The 424-nt window shown below is 60.8% G+C and carries 1 rRNA gene; it reads left to right on the top strand.

Features of this window, described 5'->3' with window-relative positions:
• Positions 1 to 174: ribosomal RNA gene (locus F0L68_RS46070) — 23S ribosomal RNA — on the top strand; the annotation flags it as partial.
• Positions 175 to 424: the final 250 nt, after the last annotated feature.

Genomic DNA, 424 nt, shown 5'->3' with positions numbered 1-424 from the left:
GGCGCACCACGAGGCGCTGTCTACGAGTCGGGTTGTTTGGGAATGCAGCCCCAATCGGGCGGTAAATTCCGTCCAAGGCTAAATACGGGCGAGAGACCGATAGCGAACAAGTACCGCAAGGTAAAGATGAAAAGGACTTTGAAAAGAGAGACAAAGAGTGCTTGAAATTGTCGGGAGGGAAGCGGATGGGGGCCGGCGATGCGTCCTGGTCGGATGCGGAACGGAGCAATCCGGTCCGCCGATCGATTCGGGGCGTGGACCGACGCGGATTACGGTGGCGGCCTAAGCCCGGGCTTTTGATACGCTTGTGGAGACGTCGCTGCCGTGATCGTGGTCTGCAGCACGCGCCTAACGGCGTGCCTCGGCATCAGCGTGCTCCGGGCGTCGGCCTGTGGGCTCCCCATTCGACCCGTCTTGAAACACG

Origin of the sequence: Solihabitans fulvus (genome assembly GCF_008386585.1) — a bacterium.
GTDB classification, from domain to species: Bacteria; Actinomycetota; Actinomycetes; order Mycobacteriales; family Pseudonocardiaceae; genus Solihabitans; species Solihabitans fulvus.
Note: the sequence above shows the minus strand (reverse complement) of the source record. Positions and strands in the feature narration are given on the sequence as shown.